Origin of the sequence: Pseudomonas sp. ABFPK (assembly GCF_001586765.1) — a bacterium.
In the GTDB taxonomy this organism is placed as follows: Bacteria; Pseudomonadota; Gammaproteobacteria; order Pseudomonadales; family Pseudomonadaceae; genus Aquipseudomonas; species Aquipseudomonas asiatica.
Map to the genome: position 1 here is coordinate 25,547 of NZ_LQXW01000025.1, position 18,137 is coordinate 43,683.

An 18,137-nucleotide genomic window follows, 5' to 3' on the forward strand; every position below is an offset into this window, starting at 1 on the left:
TTACTCCATGAAGCCTTGCAGCTTCAGCTCGATCGAGCGCGGGTTCTCACCCTCGGCAATCGACAGCAGGCCCTCGAGCAGCATCTCGCGGTAGCGCGACTGGCGCATGACGATGGCCTTGAGCTTGCTGGCGATCGGCAGCAGCACCAGGTTGGCGCTGGCCACGCCGTAGATGGTCGCGACAAAGGCCACGGCAATGCCGTTGCCCAACTGCGACGGGTCGGCCAGGTTGCCCATCACGTGAATCAGGCCCATCACCGCACCGATGATGCCGATGGTTGGCGCGTAGCCGCCCATGCTCTCGAACACCTTGGCGGCTTGGATATCACGGCTTTCCTGGGTCAGGAAGTCGACTTCGAGGATGCTGCGGATGGCCTCCGGCTCGGCACCATCCACCAGCAACTGCAGGCCCTTGCGCGCATAAGGGTCAGGCTCGCTGTCGGCCACCCCTTCCAGGCCCAGCAGGCCTTCCTTGCGCGCGGTCAGGCTCCAGTTGACGACGCGGTCGATCCCGCCCGCCAGGTCTACCCGTGGCGGAAACAGGATCCAGCGCAGAATCTGCAAGGCACGCTTGAACGACGACAGCGGCGACTGCAGCAAGGCCGCCGCCAGGGTGCCGCCCAGCACGATCAGTGCCGCCGGGCCATTGATCAGGGCGCCGACATGGCCGCCTTCGAGGAAGTTGCCACCGACGATGGCGACAAACGCGAGGATCAGGCCGATCAGGCTGAGCACGTCCATCAGACGCACGCCTCCACCAGGTGCTTGCCGATTTCGTCCAGGCTGTACACCGCGTCGGCCAGGTTGGCCTTTACGATAGCCATGGGCATGCCATAAATCACGCAGCTGGCTTCATCCTGGGCCCAGACCGTGCTGCCGCCCTGCTTGAGCAGGCGCGCCCCTTCACGACCATCGGCACCCATGCCGGTAAGCACCACCGACAGCACCTTGTCGCCATACGACTTGGCCGCCGAGCCGAAGGTGATGTCCACGCACGGTTTGTAGTTCAGACGCTCGTCACCGGGCAGGATTTTCACCGCGCCACGGCCGTCGATCATCATCTGCTTGCCACCTGGGGCCAGCAGGGCCAGGCCCGGGCGCAGCATGTCGCCGTCCTCGGCTTCCTTGACGCTGATGCGGCACAGCTTGTCCAGGCGCTCGGCAAAGGCCTTGGTGAACGCCGCCGGCATGTGCTGGATCAGTACGATCGGCGCCGGGAAGTTGGTTGGCAGCTGGGTCAGCACCCGCTGCAGGGCGACCGGGCCGCCCGTGGAGGTACCGATGGCCACCAGTTTGTATGGCTTGCGCTTGGGTGCCGGCGAATGCGCTGGCGCCGCTGCCGGGGCCGCTGCACGGGCAGGCGCAGGCGTGCGCGCCGCTGCCGGGCTGGCGAAACTGCTGGCAGCTGCGTGACCGCTGCCTGCTGGCGCGGGTACGGGTGCGGCAACCGGCGCATGGCTGGCGTAGCTGCCAAAACGGCGGTTGCTGCGGGAAATGGTATGCACCTTCTCGCACAGCAGTTGTTTGACCTTGTCGGGGTTGCGCGAGATGTCCTCGAAGTTCTTCGGCAGGTAATCCACCGCACCGGCATCCAGCGCATCGAGGGTGACACGGGCGCCTTCATGGGTCAGCGACGAGAACATCAACACCGGCGTCGGGCAGCGCTGCATGATGTGCCGCACCGCGGTGATGCCGTCCATCATGGGCATTTCGTAGTCCATGGTGATGACATCGGGCTTCAGCGCCAGCGCCTGGTCGATTGCTTCCTTGCCGTTGGTCGCGGTACCCACTACCTGGATCGTCGGATCCGCCGAGAGGATTTCCGAGACGCGGCGGCGGAAGAAACCGGAATCATCCACCACCAGGACCTTGACTGCCATAAACACTCCATTAGGCGGCGCTACCCGCCAGGGTGCGCCACCGAAATCAAATACGCCGCGCGGCGTAACGCTTGAGCATGCTCGGTACGTCGAGAATCAACGCGATGCGACCGTCGCCGGTGATGGTGGCCCCGGACATGCCCGGGGTGCCCTGCAGCATCTTGCCCAGCGGCTTGATTACCACTTCTTCCTGGCCAACCAGTTGATCGACGACAAAGCCGATGCGCTGGGTGCCGACCGACAGGATCACCACGTGGCCCTCGTGCTGCTCTTCGTGCACCTGGCCCTGGACCAGCCAGCGCTTGAGGTAGAACAGCGGCAGCGCCTTGTCGCGTACGATCACCACTTCCTGGCCGTCGACCACGTTGGTGCGCGACAGGTCGAGGTGGAAAATCTCGTTGACGTTGACCAGCGGGAAGGCGAACGCCTGGTTGCCCAGCATCACCATCAGGGTGGGCATGATCGCCAGGGTCAGCGGCACCTTGATGACGATCTTCGAGCCCTGGCCCTTGGCCGAGAAGATGTTGATCGAGCCGTTGAGCTGGGAGATCTTGGTCTTCACCACGTCCATGCCCACACCGCGGCCGGACACGTCGGAAATCTCGGTCTTGGTCGAGAAGCCCGGGGCGAAGATCAGGTTGTAGCAGTCCGACTCGCTCAGGCGATCGGCGGCATCCTTGTCCATCAGGCCCTTTTCCACGGCCTTGGCGCGCAGGATGTTGGGGTCCATGCCCTTGCCGTCGTCGGAGATCGACAGCAGGATGTGGTCGCCTTCCTGCTCGGCCGACAGCACCACGCGGCCGGTGCGCGCCTTGCCGGAGGCTTCACGCTCTTCGGGCATTTCCACGCCATGGTCGACAGCGTTGCGCACCAGGTGCACCAACGGGTCGGCCAGGGCCTCGACCAGGTTCTTGTCGAGGTCGGTCTCTTCGCCGACCAGCTCCAGGTTGATTTCTTTCTTGAGCTGGCGGGCCAGGTCACGCACCAGGCGCGGGAAGCGGCCGAAGACTTTCTTGATCGGCTGCATGCGGGTTTTCATCACCGCGGTCTGCAGGTCGGCGGTGACCACGTCGAGGTTGGACACGGCCTTGGACATGGCCTCGTCACCGCTGTTAAGGCCCAGGCGCACCAGACGGTTACGCACCAGCACCAGCTCGCCGACCATGTTCATGATCTCGTCCAGGCGCGCGGTATCGACCCGCACGGTGGTTTCCGCTTCGCTGGCGCCATGCTTGTCGGCGGCCGGGGCCGGGGCGCGGGGTGCTGCGGCAGGTTTGCTGGCAGGCGCCGGCGCAGGAGCCGGGGCAGCTGCTGCTGGCTTGGCCACGGGCTGGCTGTCGGCCTTGGCCGCGGCCGGCGCTTGCACCTTGGTTGCAGCCGGGGCTTCGACAGCGGCCACGTCGCCGCCGAACTTGCCTTTGCCGTGCAACTGGTCCAGCAGCGCCTCGAACTCGTGCTCGCTGATTTCATCGCTGGCTGCACTGGTGTCAGTTGCAGCAGGCGCCGGCGCCTTGGCAGCGGGCAAGGCATCGGCCTGGAAGGTGCCCTTGCCATGCAACTGGTCCAGCAGCGATTCGAATTCGGCGTCGGTAATTTCGTCGCTGGCCACTTCCGGCGCGCTGGCAACTGGCTGCGCGGCAACTTCGGCGCTGAACTGGCCTTTGCCGTGCAACTGGTCGAGCAGCGACTCGAACTCGGCGTCGGTGATTTCGTCACCTTCACCGCTCACGGTCTCGCCCTGCATCTGCTCGTCGGCCGCAGCTTGCGCCTTGACCGCATCGAGCGAATCGAGCAGCTGTTCGAACTCGCTGTCGGTGATGTCCTGCTCCTCGGCAGGCGCTTCGGCAACCGGTGCCGGTGCCGCGGCGGCAGGCGCTTCAACGGCCCCGGCGCCCCCCGGCTCGGCCAGGCGCGACAGCGCCGCCAAAAGCTCGGGGGTAGCCGGGGTCACTTCGGCGCGCTCGCGCACCTGGCCAAACATGCTGTTGACCGTGTCCAGTGCCTCGAGCACCACATCCATCAGTTCCGCGTCGACCCGGCGCTCACCTTTGCGCAGAACGTCGAACACGTTCTCGGCGATATGGCAGCACTCCACCAGCTCGTTCAGCTGAAGGAAGCCGGCGCCCCCTTTTACAGTGTGGAAACCGCGAAAGATCGCATTGAGCAGGTCGGCATCGTCGGGCCGGCTTTCCAGCTCGACCAGTTGCTCGGACAGTTGCTCAAGAATTTCGCCGGCTTCTACCAGGAAATCCTGGAGGATTTCTTCATCGGCGCCGAAGCTCATCAAACGTGCTCCTTAAAAACCCAGGCTGGACAGCAGATCATCGACATCGTCCTGACCGGACACGACGTCTTCACGCTTATCGGCATGAATCTGCGGACCTTCACCCCGAGTCGGATGTTTTTCTCGATCTTTTTCTGCACGCAGTTGATCGTGGTCATGCTGGATGCCCGCAAAGCGGTCGACCTGGCTGGCCATCAGCACCAGTTTGAGCAGGTTGCTTTCCACCTCGGTGACCAACGTGGTGACGCGCTTGATCACCTGGCCGGTCAGGTCCTGATAGTCCTGGGCCAGCAGAATGTCGTTGAGGTGGCCGGCGACCTTGCGGTTACCTTCGGCGCTGTGCGTCAGGAAACTGTCGACGCGCTTGACCAGGTCACGGAACTCCGGCGCAGCCACTTCGCGGCGCATGAAACGCTGCCAGTCGGTGCTCAGTGCCTGGGCCTCGCTGGCCAGGTCGTTGAGCACCGGGGTGCTTTCCTCGACCAGGTCCATGGTGCGATTGGCCGCGCCCTCGGTGAGCCTGACCACGTACGACAGGCGCTCGGTGGCGTCGGTTATCTGCGACACCTCCTCGGCCTGCGGCATGGTCGGGTCGATCTGGAAACTGACAATGGCACTGTGCAGCTCGCGGGTCAGCTTGCCGACTTCCTGGTACAGGCCGCGGTCGCGGGTCTGGTTCAGCTCGTGAATCAGCTGCACCGCCTCGCCGAAACGGCCCCGCTCCAGGCTTTCGACCAGCTCCTGGGCATGCTTCTTCAGGGTCGATTCGAACTCGCCCAAAGACGTTTGTGATGAATCCATGGCGCGCCCCCTGACGTGACTCAGCCGTTGACGCGTTCGAAGATCTTCTCGATCTTTTCTTTGAGCACCTGGGCGGTGAACGGCTTGACCACGTAGCCATTGACGCCGGCCTGGGCCGCTTCGATGATCTGGTCGCGCTTGGCTTCGGCGGTCACCATCAGCACCGGCATGGTTTTCAGGCGATCGTGGGCACGCACCTTGCGCAGCAGGTCGATGCCGGACATGCCAGGCATGTTCCAGTCGGTCACCAGGAAGTCGTAGTGGCCGTTCTCCAGCATCGGCAGCGCCGTAGTGCCGTCATCGGCTTCTTCGGTGTTGGTGAAGCCCAGGTCACGCAACAGGTTCTTGATGATCCGCCGCATCGTCGAAAAGTCGTCAACGATGAGGATTTTCATGTCTTTGTTCAAGTAGACCTCCAAGCAGTCTCAAACGCGCTCGGCCCCGAGCGCGCATTCACAATTCGGTACAACGTAGAAAACGACTGCAACGACAGCGGGCTCAACGCGCCCGCCATTCCCCCAGGCGGCTGCGCAGGCGCGCGGCACACTGGCTGTGCAACTGGCTGACCCGCGACTCGCTGACCCCCAGCACCTCACCGATTTCCTTGAGGTTCAGCTCTTCGTCGTAGTACAGCGCCAGCACCAGGCGCTCACGCTCCGGCAGGTTGGAGATGGCCTCGGTCAGGGCGGCCTGGAAGCGCTCGTCCTCCAGGCCGCGCGCAGGTTCTACCTGGCCACTGGCGCCATCCTCATGCAGCCCTTCGTGCTCGCCGTCCTGCAACAGGTCGTCGAAGCTGAACAGGCGGCTGCCCAGGGTATCGTTCAAGATCCCGTAGTAATCATCGAGACTCAATTGGAGTTCGGCAGCAACTTCATGATCTTTAGCGTCACGGCCGGTTCTGGCTTCAACCGCACGCATCGCGTCGCTGACCATGCGGGTGTTGCGGTGCACCGAACGCGGTGCCCAATCGCCCTTGCGCACTTCGTCCAGCATGGCCCCGCGGATGCGGATGCCGGCGTAGGTTTCAAAGCTGGCGCCCTTGCTGGCGTCGTACTTGTTGGCCACTTCCAGCAGGCCGATCATGCCGGCCTGGATCAGGTCCTCGACCTGCACGTTGGCCGGCAGCCGCGCCAGCAGGTGGTAGGCGATGCGCTTGACCAGCGGGGCGTAGCGTTCGATCAGCTCGTACTGGGCGTCTTTCGACGCTCGGCTGTACATCTTGAAACCGCTGGCGTTCATAGCACTGGACCCGCGCTGGTGGGTTGCACCAGACGCTCGACAAAGAACTCCAGATGGCCACGCGGGTTGGCAGGCAGCGGCCAGCTGTCGACCTTCTGGGCTATCGCCTTGAAGGCCAGCGCGCATTTGGAGCGTGGGAAGGCTTCGTACACGGCACGCTGCTTCTGCACCGCCTTGCGCACGCACTCGTCATACGGCACGGCGCCCACGTACTGCAGGGCAACGTCGAGGAAGCGGTCGGTGACCTTGGTCAGCTTGGCGAACAGGTTGCGGCCTTCCTGCGGGCTCTGCGCCATGTTGGCCAGCACGCGGAAACGGTTCATGCCGTAGTCGCGATTGAGCAGCTTGATCAGGGCGTAGGCATCGGTGATCGAGGTGGGTTCATCGCATACCACCAGCAGCACTTCCTGGGCGGCGCGGACGAAGCTGACCACCGAATCACCGATACCGGCCGCGGTGTCGATCACCAGCACGTCGAGGTTGTCGCCGACTTCGCTGAACGCCTGGATCAGCCCGGCATGCTGGGCCGGGGCCAGGTGCACCATGCTCTGCGTGCCCGAGGCAGCCGGCACGATGCGCACTCCACCAGGGCCCTGCAACATCACGTCGCGCAGTTCGCAGCGCCCTTCGATGACATCGGCAAGGGTCCGCTTGGGGGTAAGGCCCAGCAGTACGTCGACATTGGCCAGGCCCAGGTCGGCGTCCAGCAGCATGACCCTGCGGCCAAGCTCGGCCAGCGCCAGGGACAGGTTCACTGAAACGTTAGTCTTGCCGACGCCACCTTTGCCACCGGTCACGGCGATCACCTGTACGGGATGCATGCTACCCATGCCTGTTCTTTACCTTGTCTCGCTGGGACTCAGGCCACACGTAGGGCAATTCTGCGTACCCTTTGGCATAGCTACCTTGCACACACTTCATCATCAACCCGCTCGCCGTGGGTTGTGATAGAGATCAGCGAACATGTCGGCCATGGCCTCTTCGCTGGGCTCGTCCTGCTGCTGCACATTGACCGCGCGGGATACCAACTGGTGCCCCCGAGGCAGGTGCAGGTCGTCAGGAATGCGCGGCCCGTCGGTCAGGTAGGCCACTGGCAGTTCATGACTGATGGCAAGGCTCAGCACGTCGCCAAGGCTCGCCGTTTCATCGAGTTTGGTCAGGATGCAACCAGCCAGGCCGCAGCGCTTGTAGCTGTGGTAGGCGGCGGTCAGCACCTGCTTCTGGCTGGTGGTGGCCAGCACCAGGTAGTTCTTCGCGGCAATGCCACGCCCGGCCAGGGTATCCAGTTGCATGCGCAGGGCCGGGTCGCTGGCCTGCAGGCCGGCGGTATCGATCAGCACCACGCGCTTGCGCAGCAGCGGCTCCAGCGCCGCAGCAAGCGACTGGCCCGGGTCGACGTAGGTCACCGGCACGTTGAGGATGCGGCCCAGGGTCTTGAGCTGCTCCTGGGCGCCAATGCGGAAGCTGTCCATGCTCACCAGCGCCAGGTTCTGCGCGCCGTACTTGAGCACGTAGCGGGCGGCCAGCTTGGCCAGGGTGGTGGTCTTGCCCATGCCGGCCGGGCCGACCATGGCAATCACCCCACCCTCTTCTATCGGCTCGACCTCGGGAATTTCGATCATCCGCGCCAGGTGCGCAAGCAACATGCGCCAGGCCTGGCGTGGCTCGTCGATCTCGGCAGTCAGGTCCAGCAGCTCACGGGCGATCGGCCCGGACAGGCCGATACGCTGCAGCCGGCGCCAGACGGTGGCCTGCTGCGGCTTGCTGCCCTGCAGCTGATTCCAGGCCAGCGAGCCGAGCTGCACTTCCAGCAGCTCGCGCAGGCCCGACAGCTCGGAGCGCATGGCATCGAACAGGCGCGGGTCGACCGGCGCCGACGCAGGCGCTGCAGCAGCCTCGGGAACATCGACATGCGGTTCGATCAACGGCTCGGCGGCTGTCAGCGACTGCCCGGCGAACAATTGGCGGTTGTTGTCGCTGCTGTCCTGGCGGTGGCCCAGCTCGGCCTGGGCAGTGGCGATGCGCGTATGCGTCTTGCGCAGCTCTTCTTCCAGTTCGGCGTTGGGCACACGTGGAGCCAGGGCGGACAGCTTGTAGTCCAGCGCGGCCGTCAGCTCGACACCGCCGGCGATGCGACGGTTGCCGATGATGGCGGCATCGGCGCCCAGCTCATCACGGACCAGCTTCATGGCCTGACGCATATCGGCGGCGAAAAATCGCTTAACTTGCATTATCCCCTACCTCAGCCGTTAGGGCCCACGGTGGCAACGATGGTGACTTGCTTGTTGTCCGGTATTTCCTGATACGCCAGAACATGCAAATTCGGTACAGCCAGACGACCGAAACGCGACAGCATGGCGCGGATCGGGCCGGCGACCAGGAGGATGGCCGGCTGGCCCTGCATTTCCTGGCGCTGGGCCGCCTCGATCAACGAACGCTGCAGCTTCTCGGCCATGCTCGGTTCCAGAAGAACACCGTCTTCCTGACCTTGCCCGGCCCTTTGCAGACTATTGAGCAAAATCTGTTCCAACCTTGGCTCCAGGGTAATCACTGGCAGCTCCGACTCAACGCCGACAATGCTTTGCACGATGGCGCGACACAATCCGACGCGCACCGCCGCCACCAGCGCGGCGGTATCTTGACTCTTGCCGGCGTTGTTAGCGATCGCCTCGGCGATACTGCGGATATCGCGTACGGGCACCTGCTCCGACAACAGCGCCTGCAGCACCTTGAGCAGGCCCGACAACGAAATGACACCCGGCACCAGCTCTTCTGCAAGTTTAGGCGATGCCTTGGCCAACACCTGCAGCAGTTGCTGGACCTCTTCATGGCCGATCAGCTCGTGGCAGTGCTTCTGCAGGATCTGGTTCAGGTGGGTGGCCACCACGGTACTGGCGTCGACCACGGTGTAGCCCAGCGACTGCGCCTGGGAGCGCTGGCCGACATCGATCCACACGGCTTCAAGGCCAAACGCCGGGTCACGCGCGGCAATGCCGTTGAGGGTACCGAACACCTGCCCCGGGTTGATTGCCAGTTCGCGATCCGGGTAGATCTCGGCTTCGGCCAGGATCACCCCCATCAGGGTCAGGCGATAGGCGCTGGGCTGCAGGTCAAGGTTGTCGCGGATGTGCACGGTGGGCATGAGGAAGCCCAGGTCCTGCGACAGCTTCTTGCGCACGCCCTTGATCCGCGCCAGCAACTGGCCACCCTGGTTGCGATCGACAAGCGGGATCAGCCGGTAGCCGACCTCCAGGCCAATCATGTCGATCGGCGTGACGTCGTCCCAGCCCAGCTCCTTGGTTTCCAGCGCGCGCTGTGGCGAGGGCAACAGGTCCTGCTGGCGCTGCGCCTCCTGCAGCGCCTGCGCCTTGGCCTTCTGCTGCTTCTTCCACACCAGGTAGGCGCCACCACCGGCCAGCAGGCCGAGGCTGAGGAAGGCCACGTGCGGCATGCCCGGCACCAGGCCCATGACGATCATCAGCGCGCCGGACACCGCCAGGGCCTTGGGCGAATCGAACATCTGCCGGTTGATCAGCTTGCCCATGTCCTCGGAGCCCGAAGCACGGGTAACCATGATCGCGGCAGCGGTGGACAGCAACAGTGATGGCAATTGCGCCACCAAACCGTCACCGATGGTCAGCAAGGCGTACACCTTGCCGGCATCGCCAAAGCTCATGCCGTGCTGCAGCATGCCGATCAGCATGCCGCCGATCAGGTTGATGAACAGGATCAGCAGGCCGGCGATGGCGTCACCGCGGACGAACTTGCTGGCACCGTCCATCGAACCGTAGAACTCGGCTTCCTGCGCCACTTCGGCACGACGGTGCTTGGCCTGGGCCTGGTCGATCAGGCCGGCGTTGAGGTCGGCGTCGATGGCCATCTGCTTGCCGGGCATGGCGTCGAGGGTGAAACGCGCGCTCACCTCCGAGATACGCCCGGCACCCTTGGTCACCACCACGAAGTTGATGATCATGAGGATGGCGAACACCACGGCACCGACCACGTAGTTACCGCCGATCACCACCTCGCCGAAGGCCTGGATCACCTTGCCGGCGGCGCCGTGGCCCTCCTGGCCATGCAGCATCACAACCCGGGTGGAGGCCACGTTCAGGGCCAGACGCAACAGCGTGGCCACCAGCAGGATGGTGGGGAATGCGGCGAAGTCGAGCGGGCGCAGGGCGTAGACGCAGACCAGCAGGACCACGATCGACAGGGCGATGTTGAAAGTGAAGAACACATCGAGCAGGAACGGCGGTATCGGCAACATCATCATTGCCAACATCACCAGCAGCAACAGCGGCACACCCAGGTTGCCCCGACCGAGCCCGGCCAGGTTGTTACGGGCGTTGCTGATTAACTGAGTGCGATCCACCGCGAGTCCTCTTGATGCAAAACTTTGACGCACAGGGGGCGCCTGGCGCTGGCTTTGCAAGAAGCCTTCCAACTTTGCTCGACGGGGGATTTATGTTGCCTGTTCCGGCCTCTTCGCGGGTGAACCCGCCCCCACAGGGACCGCACAGCCTTCAAGGCCCGCAGAGGACCTGTGGGAGCGGGTTCACCCGCGAAAGGGCCAGAAGCCCTGACACAAGGTCAACTGTCGCGGCGCAGGTCCGGTGGAATCGGCAGGTCGTCCTTCAGCGGCTCTGGCCGCTTGCCCTTGCCAGCCCGGTACTGGCGGATCTGGAACACATAGGCCAGCACCTGCGCCACCGCCAGGTAAAGCCCGGCAGGGATTTCCTGCTCGAGTTCGGTGGAGTAGTAGATCGCCCGCGCCAACGCCGGCGATTCGAGGATCTGGACCTTGTGCTCCACGCCGATCTCGCGAATCTTCAGGGCAATGAAATCCGTCCCTTTGGCCAGCAGCAACGGCGCCGCCCCGCCTTTCTCCGGGTCGTATTGCAAGGCCACCGCATAATGCGTCGGGTTGGTGATGATCACGTCAGCTTCGGGCACAGCCGCCATCATGCGCCGCTGCGAAGCCTCACGCTGCAGCTGGCGAATACGCTGCTTGACCTCGGGCTTGCCTTCGCTGTCCTTGTACTCGTCCTTGATTTCCTGCTTGGTCATCTTCAGCTTGTTGTGCGTCTGCCACAGCTGGAACGGCACGTCCGCCGCCGCAATCAACAGCAGCCCGGCCGACATCCACAACGCACTCCAGCCCACCACCTGCAGGCTATGGATGATTGCCTGCTCCAACGGCTCATTGGCGATGGCGAGCAGCGCCTGGCGGTCATTGACCAGCACCACTACCGCCACGACCAGAATCACGAAAAACTTGGCGAGTGCTTTCAATAGCTCGGTCAGGGCGTTCATCGAGAACATGCGCTTGATCCCCGACAAGGGATTCATGCGGCTGAATTTCGGCTGCAGCAGGCTGCCGGAAAACAGGAAACCGCCCAGGACTATCGGCGCGACGAAGGAAATCACGAACAACAGGATCAAGATCGGCTGCACCGCCCAGATGGCCATCTTGCCCGAGGCCAGCAGGAAGGCACCCATGGCGCGCTCATCGACGATGAAGTCGCGGGTCAGGCTGAAGTTCATGCGCATGATCGCCAGCAGCGTCTCGGCCAGGTGGCCGCCGAACGCCAGCAGGCCACCGGCACCGGCCAAGGTCACCGCCACCGTGTTCAGCTCCTTGGAACGCGCGATCTCGCCTTTCTCGCGGGCATCGCGCTTGCGCTTGTCGGTGGGTTCTTCTGTCTTGTCCTGACCGCTTTCGCTTTCCGCCATGCTCAGCGCGCCCTTGCCAGATCACGCAGCCATTGCAGCGCTTCGCTGGCCAATGCCTGATAATGGGAAAGTATGTCGGCCAGGCCGACCCAGAAAATGAACATGCCCATGACCAGGGTCAGCGGAAAACCGATGGAGAAAATGTTCAACTGCGGCGCGGCACGCGTCATCACGCCAAAAGCGATGTTCACCACCAGCAGCGCGGCGATAGCCGGCAGGATCAGCAGCAGGCCGGCACCGAACACCCAACCCAGGCGCCCCGCCAGTTCCCAGAACTGATTGACCACCAGCGCGTTGCCTACCGGCAAGGTGGTGAAGCTTTCGGTCAGTACCTCGAACGCCACCAGATGGCCGTTCATCAGCAGGAACAGCACACTCACCAGCATGGTCATGAACTGGCTGATCACCGTGACGTTGACGCCGTTGGCCGGGTCGACCATCGATGCGAAGGCCATGCCCATCTGCACCGCGACGATCTGGCCAGCGATCACGAAAGCCTGGAACAGCAACTGCAAGGACAACCCGAACAATGCCCCGACGATGATCTGCTCGGCACACAACAGCAGGCCACGCAGGCTCAACGGGTCGAACTCGGGCAAGGGCGGCAGGGCCGGGACAATCACCACGGTGATAGCCACCGCCACATACAGGCGCACCCGTGCCGGCAGCATGCGGGTGCCAAAGATCGGCATGGTCATCAATACTGCCGTCACCCTGAACAACGGCAGGATGAAGGTCGCGACCCAGGTGCCGATCTGCGTGTCGGTCAGCTCCAGCATCGGCGCGTCAACCGATCAGCTGAGGAATGTTGGTATAGAGACTGGTGAAGTACTCCATGAACTTCTGCACCAGCCACGGCCCGGCGATGATCAGCGTGACCAGCATCACAAGCAGGCGCGGCAGGAAACTCAAGGTCTGTTCGTTGATCTGGGTGGCGGCCTGGAACATGGCCACCACCAGGCCCACCAGCAGGCTGGGCACCACCAGTATGGCGACCATCAGGGTGGTCAGCCACAAGGCATCACGGAACAGATCGACAGCGACTTCAGGTGTCATCGGCGGCTCTCCTTGACGGCGTCAGACGCCGCCGAAACTGCTGGCCAGGGTACCCATGATCAGCGCCCAGCCATCGACCAGCACGAACAGCATGATCTTGAACGGCAGCGAGATGATCAGCGGCGACAGCATCATCATACCCATGGCCATCAGCACGCTGGCCACTACCATGTCGATGATCAGGAACGGGATGAAGATCATGAAACCGATCTGGAACGCGGTCTTCAGCTCGGATGTCACGAACGCCGGCACCAGGATCGTCAGCGGCACCTGGTCCGGGCCGGCGATGTCGGTACGTTTGGACAGGCGCATGAACAGGTCGAGGTCGCTTTGCCGGGTTTGTGCCAGCATGAAGTCCTTGAGCGGCCCTTGGGCCTTGTCGATGGCCTGCTGGGCGGTCATCTGCTCCTTCAGGTACGGCTGCAGGGCGTCCTGGTTCACCCGGTCGAACACCGGCGCCATGATGAACATGGTCAGGAACAGCGCCATGCCGGTCAGCAGCTGGTTCGACGGCGTCTGCTGCAGGCCCAGGGCCTGACGCAGGATCGAGAACACGATGATGATGCGGGTGAAGCTGGTCATCAGGATGACGAACGCCGGGATGAAGCTGAGCGCCGTCATGATCAGCAGAATCTGCAGGCTGACCGAATACTCCTGCTGCCCGTCCGCGGTATTGGACAGGGTAATGGCCGGGATCGACAGCGGGTCGGCACCCAGGGCCAGCGGCGCAGCCAGCAGCAGCGCCAGAGTCAACAACACACGCAGCGCGCCACTCATCACTTCTTGTCCTTAGGGTCCTTGCCCATCAGCTCCATCAGCCGCTGGGCAAACTCCGGCGTCGCCTGGCGGGCGTTTTCCGGCACTTCCACGGGTTCGGCCAGCACATGCAGGGCCTCGATGCTGCCAGGGGTATGGCCGATCAGGATCTGCTCCTTGCCCACCTGCACCAGCAGCAGCCGATCACGCGGGCCGATGGCCCGGCTGCCGACGATCTCGATCACCTGCCCGCCCTTTACCGCCGTGCTTTGCATGCGCCGCAGCAACCAGGCCAGGAAGAAGATCAGGCCGACCACCAGCAGCAGGCCGAAGACCATCTGCGCCAGCTGCCCACCGAGGCTGCCAGGCGCGGTTGCCGGGGTTGCCGCCGGTGTGGCCGCGGCCAGGCAAGCCTGGCTGGCGAGCAGCGCGGCAGCCGCCGCGATGGCGCGCATCGTGCCCTTCACTCAGCGCAGCTTCTTGATACGTTCGCTGGGGCTGATCACGTCGGTCAGGCGGATGCCGAACTTCTCGTTGACCACCACTACCTCGCCATGGGCGATCAGCGTGCCGTTGACCAGCACGTCGAGCGGCTCGCCGGCCAGGCGGTCGAGCTCGATCACCGAGCCCTGGTTGAGCTGCAGCAGGTTGCGGATGTTGATCTCGGTGCTGCCCACTTCCATGGAAATGTTCACCGGGATATCCAGGATCACGTCCAGGTTAGGGCCTTCGAGGCTGACGTTTTCGTTCGGCTTCGGCGAGCTGGCGAACTCCTCCATCGGCAGGCGGCCCGCGCCGCCGGTGCTGCTACCGGTGTCACCACCCAGCAGTGCATCGATATCGGCCTGGCCGGCTGCACCGGTTTCTTCCAGTGCCGCAGCCCATTCATCGGCCAGTGCCTGGTCCTCTGCGGAGGTGATCTCGTTTTCGTTAGCCATGGTTTCCTCGACAGGCATTCAATTCGTTATGTGCGACCGGCACGCCGTCAGCGGCGTTCGATCGGGTCGATGATCTGCAGCGCCAGGTTGCCCTTGTGCGAACCCAGGCGCGCCTTGAACGACGGCACACCGTTGGCACGCAGCACCAGGTGCTCGGGCAGCTCCACCGGGATCACGTCGCCAGGCTGCATATGCAGGATGTCGCGCAGCTTCAGCTGGCGCCGGGCTACGGTGGCGGTCAGCGGCACGGCCACGTCCAGCACATCCTCGCGCAGGGCCTTGACCCAGCGCTCGTCCTGGTCGTCCAGGTCGGACTGGAAACCGGCGTCGAGCATTTCCCGCACCGGCTCGATCATCGAGTACGGCATGGTCACGTGCAGGTCGCCGCCACCGCCGTCCAGCTCGATGTGGAAGGTGGACACCACCACCGCCTCGCTGGGGCCGACAATGTTGGCCATGGCCGGGTTGACCTCGGAGTTCATGTACTCGAAGGTGACCGGCATGATTGCCTGCCAGGCTTCCTTGAGATCGACGAAGCACTGGTCCAGCACCATGCGCACCACGCGCAACTCGGTGGGGGTGAACTCGCGGCCTTCGATCTTGGCGTGGCGGCCGTCGCCGCCGAAGAAGTTGTCCACCAGCTTGAACACCAGCTTGGCGTCGAGGATGAACAGCGAGGTACCGCGCAGCGGCTTGATCTTGACCAGGTTGAGGCTGGTCGGCACGTACAGCGAGTGCACGTATTCACCGAACTTCATCACCTGCACGCCACCCACCGCCACGTCGGCGGAGCGGCGCAGCAGGTTGAACATGCTGATACGGGTGTAACGGGCGAAGCGCTCGTTGATCATTTCCAGGGTCGGCATGCGACCCCGCACGATACGGTCCTGACTGGTCAGGTCGTAGCTTTTGATGCTGCCAGGCTCGGATGCACTCTCGGTCTGCACCAGCCCGTCGTCGACGCCATGCAACAGGGCATCGATTTCATCCTGGGACAGCAGGTCCTGTACGGCCATTGCGGACTCCTACTGCAATACGAAATTGGTGAACAGCAACTGGTCGACGACCGGCTTGCCGACTTCCTTCTGCGCCACTTCCTGGACCACTGCGGTGGCCTTCTGGCGCAGCATTTCCTGTCCCACCGGGCTACCGGCCAGGGTGTCGAAGCCTTGCCCGGAGAACATCATCACCAGGTTGTTGCGGATTACCGGCATGTGCACCTTGAGGGCGTCCAGATCAGCCTGGTTGCGCGCTTGCAGGGTGATGCTCACCTGCATGTAGCGCTGGCGACCGTTCTGGTTGAAGTTGACCACGAAGGCCGGGGCCAATGCTTCGTAGATAGCCGCTGGCTTGACGTTGCTGGCTGCAGGGTCGGCGGCCGGGGCTGGCTCGCTCTTGTGCATGATGAACCAGGTAGCGCCCACCGAAAGGCCGATCGCCAGCAACAGGCCCACTACTGCCAGCAGGATCAGCTTGAGTTTGCCTTTAGTGGCGGGGTCTTTGACTGCTTCGCTCTTCGCCATGCCAATAATCCGTCGTCCATCGGGGGTTCAAGGGAGGATGGCTTGGCTTGAGCAAGTGTTATGCCAGATTTTGCAGAAGGGAGATTTCAGCAGGGACAACCGTGCTGGCTTCTTCGCGGGTGAACCCGCTCCCACAGGACCTCCACAGGCTTCGAACCCTGCGCTGTGCTTGTGGGAGCGGGTTTACCCGCGAAGCGGCCAGTACAGGCAATCGGGATCTACGCGTAATAATCGACCGCACTGTCACCAACAACCACCTGCTGCTCCACAGGCCGGGCGCTATCGACTGCCTCGGCCCCGCCCTGCTCGGCCCGGCGCGCCGCAACCCCGGACAGGTTGCTGCCCTGCGCCTGACCCTGCTGCTGTTGCTGCTGCCCGCGCGACTGGTCGGCCACGTTGACATCCGGCTGTGCCAGCCCCTGCTGGGCGAACAGCTCGCGCAGGCGGTGCACCTGGCTGTCGAGGGCGTCACGCACGCCGGCGTGGCCGCTGATGAAGGTGACCTGGGTCGACTGGTCCGTCGCAACATTGACGCGAATGTCCAGGCGGCCCAGTTCAGCCGGTTCCAGCTGGATATCCGCCGACTTGAGGTTCTGGCTGGACAGGTACATGACCCGGTTGACCAGGCCCTCGGCCCAGGCGTTCTGGTTCATCGGCAGCGGTTGGTGCAATGGGCTGGCACTGGCCGGCACGGCATTGGCGGTCTTGGCCGTGGCGGCCTGGGTCAGGTTGGCCAGGCGGTTGGCGAAATCGTCTACGCGTGTATCGCTGCCAGCGCTCTTGGTGTCCTTCAGGCCATCTTCGAGCAAGGCAGCAAAGGCCTTGTCGCCGGGCTCGCCCGTTTCACCCTCGGCATTCTCGACCAGATTCGCCAAGGTATTGACGGCGGCCTGCCCCTCCTCGCCCTGAGCCTGCGAAGGATCCAGGGCATGCGCCGAGGTCGCTCCCTTGGCCTGGGCACTTTGCTCCAGCGCCAGGCGCAAGGTCGGCAGGTTGGCCAGAGGATCGGCGTCGGGATCGAAGGCTTCCTCGGTGGCCGGCTCCTCGGGCAGCTCGGCGGTGACCTGCGCCGCGGCGGCCTGCAACACCGGCGCCACCGCCTCGGCCTGCGCCTGGATCAGCTGAGCGCCAGGCTGAGCGTCGGTTACCTGGCCGGCCACCAGGCTGGCATCGCGCAAGCCGGTGTCAGTCTGGGCCTGGTCGTCGGCTGGCAATTGTTTGCCGTCATCGGCAACCGCGGGTTTGTCGGCAGCGGCTTTCTTGCCGCCCTGCGCCGACTCGGGCTTGTCCTTGGGCTTGGCCTGGGCGACCTTGTCGTCCTGCCCTGCGGCCTTGTCGCGGCCCTGCCTGGCCATCACCTGGCCGAAGCCGTCGCCCTTGTCACCCAGCGCCTGCAGCGGCTTGTCGGCCTGTGCGGTGGCCGAACGCGAGGTATTGGCAATGGCGTTGCCTTGCAACAATGGGTTGGGTGCGACAGGCATCGAGCGGTCTCCGCGCCAGAAACAAAAAAATCATGCAGCCAGAGACAGGCAAGACTCGCGCCAAGTCGTGTATCAACCCGCCGAAATGCGTTGCTGCTCACCTCGGTAGAAGCGCTGCACCTCGACGAACTCCAGGTCGATGCGGTTGATCAGGTCCTCGATGCCATACAGCGGAGGCCGCCGCGCGCGCTCCTCCAGTTGCTGGCACAGGCTGGCCAGCGCAACCGCGCCCATGTTGCTGCTGCTGCCCTTGAAACTGTGGGCCGCAGAACCGAGCTCTTCGGCACTTTTGGCCGCATGCAGCTGGCCCAGGCGCCGCTCGGAGTCGTCAAGAAAGGTTTGCACCAACTGCAGGTAGCCATCTTCCATGACCTCACGCAGGTCGCTGAGTACCTTATGGTCAATATGCATGTCAGTCACTTGTTCACTCCTTGATCAAGCCAGAT

General features: G+C 63.7%; 19 protein-coding genes. All 19 read right to left on the reverse strand.

The window, feature by feature from the left end:
• The 19 genes from WM94_RS17535 to WM94_RS17625 all read right to left on the reverse strand — a co-directional run bounded on the left by WM94_RS17535 (window position 1) and on the right by WM94_RS17625 (window position 18,111).
• Window positions 1-741 carry a flagellar motor protein gene (locus tag WM94_RS17535; protein WP_013973580.1) on the reverse strand — a complete coding sequence of 247 codons (741 nt, stop codon included), beginning with the start codon at window positions 739-741 and terminating at the stop codon, window positions 1-3.
• A complete protein-coding gene (locus WM94_RS17540; protein WP_061551797.1) occupies window positions 741-1,880 on the reverse strand; it encodes a chemotaxis response regulator protein-glutamate methylesterase in 1,140 nt (379 codons plus the stop codon). Before WM94_RS17540 ends, WM94_RS17535 begins: the two co-directional genes overlap by 1 nt.
• A gap of 46 nt (window positions 1,881-1,926) precedes the next feature.
• Window positions 1,927-4,164, reverse strand: a complete 2,238-nt coding sequence (locus tag WM94_RS17545) for a chemotaxis protein CheA (RefSeq protein WP_061551798.1) — start codon at window positions 4,162-4,164, stop codon at window positions 1,927-1,929.
• A 12-nt stretch (window positions 4,165-4,176) separates the two neighbouring features.
• Window positions 4,177-4,965 carry a protein phosphatase CheZ gene (locus WM94_RS17550; RefSeq protein WP_015271204.1) on the reverse strand — a complete coding sequence of 263 codons (789 nt, stop codon included), beginning with the start codon at window positions 4,963-4,965 and terminating at the stop codon, window positions 4,177-4,179.
• Between the two features lie 20 nt (window positions 4,966-4,985).
• On the reverse strand, window positions 4,986-5,360 hold the full coding sequence (locus tag WM94_RS17555) for a chemotaxis response regulator CheY (RefSeq protein WP_161551427.1): 375 nt from the start codon (window positions 5,358-5,360) through the stop codon (window positions 4,986-4,988).
• 103 nt (window positions 5,361-5,463) lie between these two features.
• Window positions 5,464-6,204: an RNA polymerase sigma factor FliA gene (fliA, locus tag WM94_RS17560; RefSeq protein WP_003257298.1), complete on the reverse strand. Its 741-nt coding sequence runs from the start codon at window positions 6,202-6,204 to the stop codon at window positions 5,464-5,466.
• Window positions 6,201-7,034, reverse strand: coding sequence for a flagellar synthesis regulator FleN (gene fleN, locus WM94_RS17565; RefSeq protein WP_039612698.1), 834 nt, complete (start codon window positions 7,032-7,034; stop codon window positions 6,201-6,203). Before fleN ends, fliA begins: the two co-directional genes overlap by 4 nt.
• A 93-nt stretch (window positions 7,035-7,127) precedes the next feature.
• Window positions 7,128-8,435 (reverse strand): flagellar biosynthesis protein FlhF, encoded by a 1,308-nt coding sequence (gene flhF / locus WM94_RS17570; protein WP_015271206.1) that lies wholly within the window; start codon window positions 8,433-8,435, stop codon window positions 7,128-7,130.
• An 11-nt stretch (window positions 8,436-8,446) separates the two neighbouring features.
• Window positions 8,447-10,576, reverse strand: coding sequence for a flagellar biosynthesis protein FlhA (flhA, locus tag WM94_RS17575; RefSeq protein ID WP_013973588.1), 2,130 nt, complete (start codon window positions 10,574-10,576; stop codon window positions 8,447-8,449).
• 218 nt (window positions 10,577-10,794) lie between these two features.
• Complete coding sequence (gene flhB / locus WM94_RS17580) at window positions 10,795-11,937, reverse strand: flagellar biosynthesis protein FlhB (RefSeq protein ID WP_015271208.1); 1,143 nt, start codon at window positions 11,935-11,937, stop codon at window positions 10,795-10,797.
• A 2-nt stretch (window positions 11,938-11,939) separates the two neighbouring features.
• The gene (gene fliR / locus WM94_RS17585; RefSeq protein ID WP_061551799.1) at window positions 11,940-12,716 is read right to left on the reverse strand and encodes a flagellar biosynthetic protein FliR; all 777 of its coding nucleotides are present in this window, start codon (window positions 12,714-12,716) and stop codon (window positions 11,940-11,942) included.
• Between the two features lie 7 nt (window positions 12,717-12,723).
• Entirely contained in the window at window positions 12,724-12,993 is a 270-nt protein-coding gene (gene fliQ / locus WM94_RS17590; RefSeq protein ID WP_003257294.1) for a flagellar biosynthesis protein FliQ, read from the reverse strand.
• Window positions 12,994-13,014: 21 nt separating this feature from the next.
• On the reverse strand, window positions 13,015-13,770 hold the full coding sequence (gene fliP, locus WM94_RS17595) for a flagellar type III secretion system pore protein FliP (RefSeq protein ID WP_003257293.1): 756 nt from the start codon (window positions 13,768-13,770) through the stop codon (window positions 13,015-13,017).
• On the reverse strand, window positions 13,770-14,204 hold the full coding sequence (fliO, locus tag WM94_RS17600) for a flagellar biosynthetic protein FliO (protein WP_043936227.1): 435 nt from the start codon (window positions 14,202-14,204) through the stop codon (window positions 13,770-13,772). The genes fliP and fliO overlap by 1 nt, the downstream gene beginning before the upstream one ends.
• Window positions 14,205-14,216: 12 nt before the next feature.
• On the reverse strand, window positions 14,217-14,687 hold the full coding sequence (fliN, locus tag WM94_RS17605) for a flagellar motor switch protein FliN (RefSeq protein WP_003257291.1): 471 nt from the start codon (window positions 14,685-14,687) through the stop codon (window positions 14,217-14,219).
• 47 nt (window positions 14,688-14,734) lie between these two features.
• Complete coding sequence (gene fliM, locus WM94_RS17610) at window positions 14,735-15,703, reverse strand: flagellar motor switch protein FliM (RefSeq protein WP_013973595.1); 969 nt, start codon at window positions 15,701-15,703, stop codon at window positions 14,735-14,737.
• A 9-nt stretch (window positions 15,704-15,712) separates the two neighbouring features.
• Window positions 15,713-16,210 (reverse strand): flagellar basal body-associated protein FliL, encoded by a 498-nt coding sequence (fliL, locus tag WM94_RS17615; RefSeq protein WP_015271211.1) that lies wholly within the window; start codon window positions 16,208-16,210, stop codon window positions 15,713-15,715.
• A gap of 218 nt (window positions 16,211-16,428) precedes the next feature.
• Window positions 16,429-17,691, reverse strand: coding sequence for a flagellar hook-length control protein FliK (locus WM94_RS17620; RefSeq protein WP_061551800.1), 1,263 nt, complete (start codon window positions 17,689-17,691; stop codon window positions 16,429-16,431).
• 72 nt (window positions 17,692-17,763) lie between these two features.
• A complete protein-coding gene (locus tag WM94_RS17625) occupies window positions 17,764-18,111 on the reverse strand; it encodes an Hpt domain-containing protein (RefSeq protein ID WP_025340080.1) in 348 nt (115 codons plus the stop codon).
• Window positions 18,112-18,137 lie beyond the last annotated feature (26 nt).